General features: G+C 58.2%; 6 protein-coding genes and 1 pseudogene. 4 read left to right on the top strand and 3 right to left on the bottom strand.

Features of this window, described 5'->3' with window-relative positions; genetic code table 11:
- The first annotated feature begins 152 nt into the window (after nucleotides 1–152).
- Together AC07FD_RS15910 and AC07FD_RS15915 are read left to right on the top strand one after the other, a co-directional pair.
- A complete protein-coding gene (locus AC07FD_RS15910) occupies nucleotides 153–2159 on the top strand; it encodes a CHASE2 domain-containing protein (protein WP_478350608.1) in 2007 nt (668 codons plus the stop codon).
- Between the two features lie 12 nt (nucleotides 2160–2171).
- A complete protein-coding gene (locus tag AC07FD_RS15915) occupies nucleotides 2172–2954 on the top strand; it encodes a hypothetical protein (RefSeq protein WP_478350603.1) in 783 nt (260 codons plus the stop codon).
- A 346-nt stretch (nucleotides 2955–3300) separates the two neighbouring features.
- Here the strand turns inward: AC07FD_RS15915 and AC07FD_RS15920 are convergent, their stop codons facing one another.
- Entirely contained in the window at nucleotides 3301–4149 is an 849-nt protein-coding gene (locus AC07FD_RS15920; protein WP_478350604.1) for an alpha/beta hydrolase, read from the bottom strand.
- A gap of 291 nt (nucleotides 4150–4440) precedes the next feature.
- Between AC07FD_RS15920 and AC07FD_RS15925 the strand changes: the two genes are divergently transcribed.
- Both AC07FD_RS15925 and AC07FD_RS15930 read left to right on the top strand, forming a co-directional pair.
- A complete protein-coding gene (locus AC07FD_RS15925; protein ID WP_478350605.1) occupies nucleotides 4441–4563 on the top strand; it encodes a hypothetical protein in 123 nt (40 codons plus the stop codon).
- Nucleotides 4564–4893: 330 nt separating this feature from the next.
- Nucleotides 4894–5346, top strand: a complete 453-nt coding sequence (locus tag AC07FD_RS15930) for a hypothetical protein (protein ID WP_478350606.1) — start codon at nucleotides 4894–4896, stop codon at nucleotides 5344–5346.
- Nucleotides 5347–5594: 248 nt separating this feature from the next.
- Here the strand turns inward: AC07FD_RS15930 and AC07FD_RS15935 are convergent, their stop codons facing one another.
- Both AC07FD_RS15935 and AC07FD_RS15940 read right to left on the bottom strand, forming a co-directional pair.
- Nucleotides 5595–5801: a hypothetical protein gene (locus AC07FD_RS15935; RefSeq protein ID WP_478350607.1), complete on the bottom strand. Its 207-nt coding sequence runs from the start codon at nucleotides 5799–5801 to the stop codon at nucleotides 5595–5597.
- Nucleotides 5802–5976: 175 nt separating this feature from the next.
- Nucleotides 5977–6605, bottom strand: a pseudogene (locus AC07FD_RS15940) (hypothetical protein); the annotation flags it as partial.

The raw sequence follows: 6605 nt of genomic DNA on the forward strand, positions 1-6605 counted from the left end.
AGCAGACGCTAATGCAACCGAAAAGAGCAGTGGCCTGCGGGTTGCGGACGACGATCCGCGGCTCGTAACGGCAGCTGGCAGCATCGCAGTCGTTGCAGGTCGTGATATCTATCTCTTCAATCCCAGACGGAGCAGGCATTTGCTTGTTTGGCGTGAACGGGTATCCTCCCCGCGAGCGGCGCTGTCCTGGCCGCAGGGTCTATTACCGCGTGCGGACACTTAGCCGGATCGTCAACCTCGAGCGGGGTGGGATCGCCGCATGGCTCACCTACCTGGTTCTGCTAGGCCTATCGACAGCTCTCGTGTCACCGCCGTTGGAGAATATCCTGCGCGACGTGATGATGGTCTCGATCTCGCCGTTCACCCATCCTCCGCCCAACATCGTGATAGTCTCAATAACAGAACAGACCCTAGCGGATTTTCCATACCGCTCACCGCTGGATCGCGACTTCCTGGCCGATATCATGACCCGGATCGAGTCGGCCCACCCGCGTGCCATCGGCGTCGACCTTCTGTTCGACCAGGCAACAGAGCCGCAAAAGGATGCTCGACTGGAAGCTGTCATCGAGACCGCTAGCGTGCCTGTGGTGATCGCCTCGGCTTCGCGCCCAGACGGCCTTACCCAGAAGCAGTTCGACTATCTCAGCGCGTTCGCTCCTTCGGCAAAGCGGGGCCTGGCCGCATTGTCGCATGACAATCTCGACAGCGTGGTCCGCGGAGCTTTTCCCGGACGAGAAGCAGACCGCGGTTGGACTCCAAGCTTTGCCGCTGCGATCGCAGCTGCAACCGGCATTGATCGCGGCCACTGGCCGGAGGAGATGGTCTACTACCGCACGACGAACGGCTTGCCCTTCAAGTTTCCAGGCTATCCGGCACAAGCCGTCCCGCTGGCACCGCTCAGCTGGTTCGAGGGGAAATATGTTCTGATCGGCGTAGACCTGCAACAAATAGACCGTCATGCGACACCGTTCGCGTTGTTGAACGGCGTGGAAATCGGCGATCTCCCTGGCGTCGCCATCCACGCCCATTCGCTGGCCAGACTCATTTCCGGGGACAGGGTAACTACTCCCTGGCCGGCGGCGGGCTACGCGCCGATGTTTCTCATCGGGGTATTTTGCCTGTGGATCGTATCGCAGCCGATACCGGTGGTTTTCAAACCTGTCGCGGTCGCCGGTGCGATGCTGCTGGTGTGGATCGGTGAGGCGTTGGCCTTCGCGCGGTTCGCAATCCTCTTTCCGATGGTCGCGCCTGCACTGCTCGTGCTCGGGCTGTCGGCGTTCGTTGGCTTCCTGGCTTGGAGACGGGATGCCAAGGCACGCTACTTCATTCAGAACGCGTTCTCGAAATATGTCAGCCCGGCCGTTGTCGCGTCGATCGTCAAGGAGCCCGCCGCTCTCAGCCTTGGTGGCGAGAGGCGTGTGGTCACCTCTGTCTTCACGGATGTCGAGGGCTTCACGTCTCTCAGCGAGAAGCTAGCGCCAGAGGTGCTCGCAGATATGTTGAACGAATATCTGGGTGGGCTCTGTGAGTTGTTCGTCGAGCACGGTGCGACCATTGACAAGATCATCGGTGATGCGGTGGTCGGGTTCTTCGGTGCTCCGGCCGCGCAAAATGACCAGGCCGAGCGGGCGGTGGCCCTGGCATTGGCTGTGCAGGAATTGGCGCAGCGACTACGGGAGAGAATGAAGGGACGAGGCCATTCCTTCGGCGCTACCCGCATCGGCATACATGGCGGGCCGGCGAGCGTGGGCAACTTCGGGGGAAATCGGTTCTTCAACTACACAGCTATTGGAGACACGGTAAACACTGCAGCCCGGCTAGAGGGAGCAAACAAGTACATCGGCACCAAAAATTGCATCAGCTCAGAAGTCGCGAGGCAGACGACGCGCTTCCTGCTGCGCCCTGCTGGAGTTCTGCACCTTAAGGGCAAGAACCGAGGCATTGAGGCTTTCGAGGCAATGAGTCGTACGCCAGAAAATACGATACTTTGCGAGGAGTATTCAAAGGCATATGCCCTGCTTGCCACCAACGATAAGCGGGCGATAGCGGCATTTGAGCTATTGGTTACAAATTACCCTCAAGACGCCCTGCTCGCTTTTCACCACAGCCGTCTTGCAAGCGGATGCTTCGGAGCAGACATTCATCTTGCCGAGAAATAAGGGCATCGTGACATGAGCCTCATGCGTCCGACCTCGCAAATCGCCTCGCTGATCCTCGCTACGGCCGTCCTCGTGACGGCGCAACCCGCGATAGCCGCCAGCCAGTACGTGGTCCTGTCGGCTGAGCCGGCGGTGGATGAACTGCCGCCAGGCAAGCTCTTTATGCCAAGCGACGTCATCAACGTTCCAGCCGGTACGGTCGTCACCTTGCTCGGCGAGGACGGCAGCGTGAACCCGATCTCAGGTCCGGGAGCCTTCGTCGTCACCGAAGATGCCTTGACGTCCGACAGTACTCAGCGGACTACCGACGCGCAGGTGGGAACTTCAGAACTTGCCCTGATCGCCGGCCTTCTGGCGAATGAGCGGCAGAGAACGGAGTCTATCGGCGGATCGCGCACCACCGCCGACCAATCCAAGCCGAGCGGGCTCGACGATCCCTGGGCGATCTCCATCGAGGAATCCGCTCCTGGTTGCATCCGCAACGGCGAGATGGTTCTGGCGCGTCAGGGAATAGGTCAGAGCGCGGTGTTCTCGGTTCGCCTCGGCGACGGAGAGCCTTTGAACGGCCTGGTCTGGAGCGCCGGCAAGTCCACATACTCGTTTCCAGACCCCGTTCCTCCCGAGATAAAGGCCGTTACCGTCGAGACCAACAAGACGTCGGCGTCGATCGAAATCAAAACGCTTCCTTCAGACGCCGATTTCGAAAATCCACGGGAAGTGCTTGGATGGATGGTGAGCAGCGGTTGCAAACGCCAAGCGTTGGCCTTTGTGCGTCAACTGGTAAAACAGCAATAGGTTATCAGCGGCGCCGCGACTGAGTTGCCTAGGCGACTGGCTGACCGCATCGCAACACTATCCCCGGCCTGCAGAGTTCGCTGGGGTACTGCCCGAGCAAGGATAATTGCGGACCCTGTCAACCCTGATATGTTCTAGCGTCGCATCGTCGGGGGGCACAAATTGTGCGCGCACTAGCTAGTGGCCATCTTCTTGTTACTTTCGAGCTGGCCATGCTTGGACTTTCTGGTAGCCCGCTTCCCGAGAGTGATGACCGCTCCAACTGCTTGGTTTAGTGCGCCGTCCGGACCCAACGCGGTGGCTTTTTGCGATCAGTGCAGCCGAGGCTCCGGACGAAATAGAAATCCTATTGCAAATCCCCAAGCCAAGATACAATAGCATCCTTGGACTTCTTGAGGGTGCCCAAGTGGTCAGCGTCCACCTTGACGTACTCGTTAAGACGATTTTCCGGAGCTTTTGCGAACGCAAACTCTGGTCCATCTTTCTGGGAAGGGTCGGCAGAGCCGGCCACCCACAACAACGGGGCACGGAGACGGGGCGCATTGACCTGGCCCAAGCCCGGCGAGTCCGGTCCATTGAAGCTTAGGTAGATCTCGGCGGATACCTTTAGCTTGAACCAATCCTTCCCGAACTCAGCGAAGTCGGCCTTCTCGCCTGCATGGCCTGCCTTGACCATCGACTGGGCCAGGGCAATGCTGTCTTGAGTCTCCGCGCGTTTGGAGAAATAGTCGGGGAAGTGAGCCGGCGCTATGGCAATCACCCCTTTCAGGCCATCATGGGTTGCGCCATAAGCGATGGCAGCGACGCCGCCCATGCTGTCTCCAGCCACTACGAATGAGATCGCGCCCGCCTTTTTTAGCTTTGCAATGGCACCGTCAATTTCGTCCAAGCACTTGTTGTAGGCCTTGTCGTAAGCCCGCTTTAGCGACCAGCACGTCTCGGGGCGTTCGACCAAATACCCAGCCTTCGCCAGTGCGTCTCCAAGCGCTTTGACCTCCTTCGGGTTACCTCCAAAGCCGTGCATGATGACGATACCAAGAGATTTTCCATGCGCCGCTGCTAGAGCACTTGATGGCAAGAAACAGTATAGACAGCCGAGGACAAGTGTAAAGCCCAATAGCAATAGCTTTGCGACCCGTGCGGTTCGATCAGGAGTTCGACGCAACTCACGCTTTGGAAGAGCGACGTCGTCCATTCTTGCCCCCTCAACCGAACTCTGGGGGTTGGATATCACTACGCTCAGATAATCTCGCGTCTTCGCCATACTGTTAGCTCCCCCATTTATCAGCAGATGTCCTGCAACACATTTCAATGTTGCCACGGGAACAAATGATCGCACGGAAAGCAACCGGGTTCAATAAAGCGCGGCGAAGCGCGCGCCTTCACGCGTCGCGGGTTCGACTGGAGCGCCAAATATCCGCAAGTCGTTGAGGCCGCTGCCGCGCTGCCGGTCAAGTCGGCGATTATCGCCGGCGAGCCCATCGTCATGAACGAGGCCGGGCTTTCAGACTTCGGCAAGCTCCGCTCGTCGATCCCCTGGCATTCCGGCCGGATCATTTTCGTCGCTTTTGATCTGCCGCACCTCGATGGCGAGGACTACCCCAAGTAGCCGACAATCGAACGGAAAGCCGAGCTGGAAACGCTTCTCGGCGATACGACCGACAGTGTGCCATCCAGTTTAGCTACCACGTCCAGGGCGGGGGCAAACCCTTCTATAAGGCCGCCGACAAAATGGGCCTTGAGGGGATGGTCTCGAAGCGCGCTGATGCCCTTTATCGCAGCGGCCGATCGGAAAGCTGGCTGAAGATCAAATGCTATGAGGAAACTGACTATGAGGTGGCCGCGGTGCTTCGCGAGCCCGGCCGTCCGAACGTCGCCCACATGGTGACACAACGAACGCCGCTACGTCGGCGGCGCCTTCATTACGCTGAACGAGAAGATGCGCGAGCAGCTATGGGCGCGCGTCAACGCTAAGGCAAGGCCGCTGAAGGGCGTCAAGATCAAGCCCGGCATGCAATGGCTCAAGCCCAGCCTGGTCGGCCGTGTGCGGCATCTCAAGGACGAACAACCGATGCGGCATGCCACGCTGCGGGAGATCGACGAAGTAATGCCGGCCAAGGACCCACAAACCGACCTAATCCAAACATTGGCCGACCAAGCGGCCGAACGATTTCCTGAATCCAGAGACCCCGGTCAACGCCGTGCCGCCGAACGCGAGCGCCCACTGCAAATTCGCTTCACTGTCGATGTCCCGTGGCAGAGCTTGCTGCCGTCGTTGCGTAAGCACCTGGATGCGCACGGATTCCGGGCAGTGACGATCTTGCAGTCCGGGCAGGACGTCATGGCGGCGACGCGGCTCGATCCCGATCACCCAGCGGCGGTGTGGGCCTAATGCGATTGTCGGCGGTGAAGTTGGTGCGGTTGCCGGTACTCTTATCGGCGCGGCGGCTGAACAAGCAGGGCTATTGCCGCTACCGCGATCAGTACGCTCGCATCTACGAGGATCGCTGGTGGCAAACTGGTTTGCCATCATCGTCTGTACAGGCCCTGTCGCCTTCGAACGAGACTTTGGTATTTACTTTTATCTTGTGCTTCCCGCTTAGGATTGCATCGCCAGTTATCTTAGGATTGCATCGCCAGTTATCTTGTGTCTTTCCAATTCCAAACCGGCGTGGCGGTAACCGGTACTTCCATATCGTATATGACTGCATTTACCTCTTTGCCGTCGGCAAAGGCCTTGAACTCCTTGATCGTCGCCTTTTTTGCACTAGCTGGAAGGTCCTCCGCAACCGCTCCCGAGGCGAACGTTACAAGAAACAACAGTATAGGTAGCGCGATCTTCTTCATGGACTTCCTGCAATTTTATAAGCTTTAAGGCAGAAAAAGTTACCCACCCGGACAAGCTCTCGGATTGCGGTGCAGACAATCTTGCATAGATATTTGGACTTGAGCGTAGACTTCATGATATTCCTTCTACCGATGAGAACAAGCGTGTTTTTACTGAGCTCCGGGTTCCTCCCAGCTACCGCTTCACTAGTTCGATTGGCCCCGCGCATTGACTGCTTACATCATGAAACTTTCCGCTGCCTCGGTTGCCTTTGATTTTTCCCTTGAGGATATTACGTCCCTTTTTGCCGTTATCATTAAATGAATGCACGATATTTACGGTGCCCTCGTTCGAGACTGTTCCTTCCATTGAGCCTTTAGACACTATGCCGTCATTTATCGAGATAATCGTCGAGTTTTCCGTCCAGCCGCATGCCTTGATCGTCGATCGCCTGGTTACTAGCCACAAGCCATCAAAGGCACTCAAGCCGGGCGCAAGTTTGCCAGGGTCTGTGGTACTTGCCGGCGACTGCGCCACAGGATCGGGCTGTTCAAGGCTTGCGACATCCGTCGCCTTGGCGTCGTCGGTGGCCTTTGCGGCGCGCTCCTTCTCCGGCTGTTGCGCCACCTGTTTGCCGGCCGCCTGCCGTTCCGCTTCAACACGCTTGTCGATGGCGTCGATCTTCAACTTCGCAAGGGCCGCGAAAGCGCCCGTCGGAAATTGCTGCAGGTACGCCTCGAAGAAGCTCTTGTCGGTCGAGTCCTTGATGGTTGCCCAAAACGCAAGTTCGACTGCATTGTCCGGCGCCGCCGCCTGCGGTGTGG

The sequence above is a fragment of the Mesorhizobium waitakense genome (assembly GCF_056431085.1).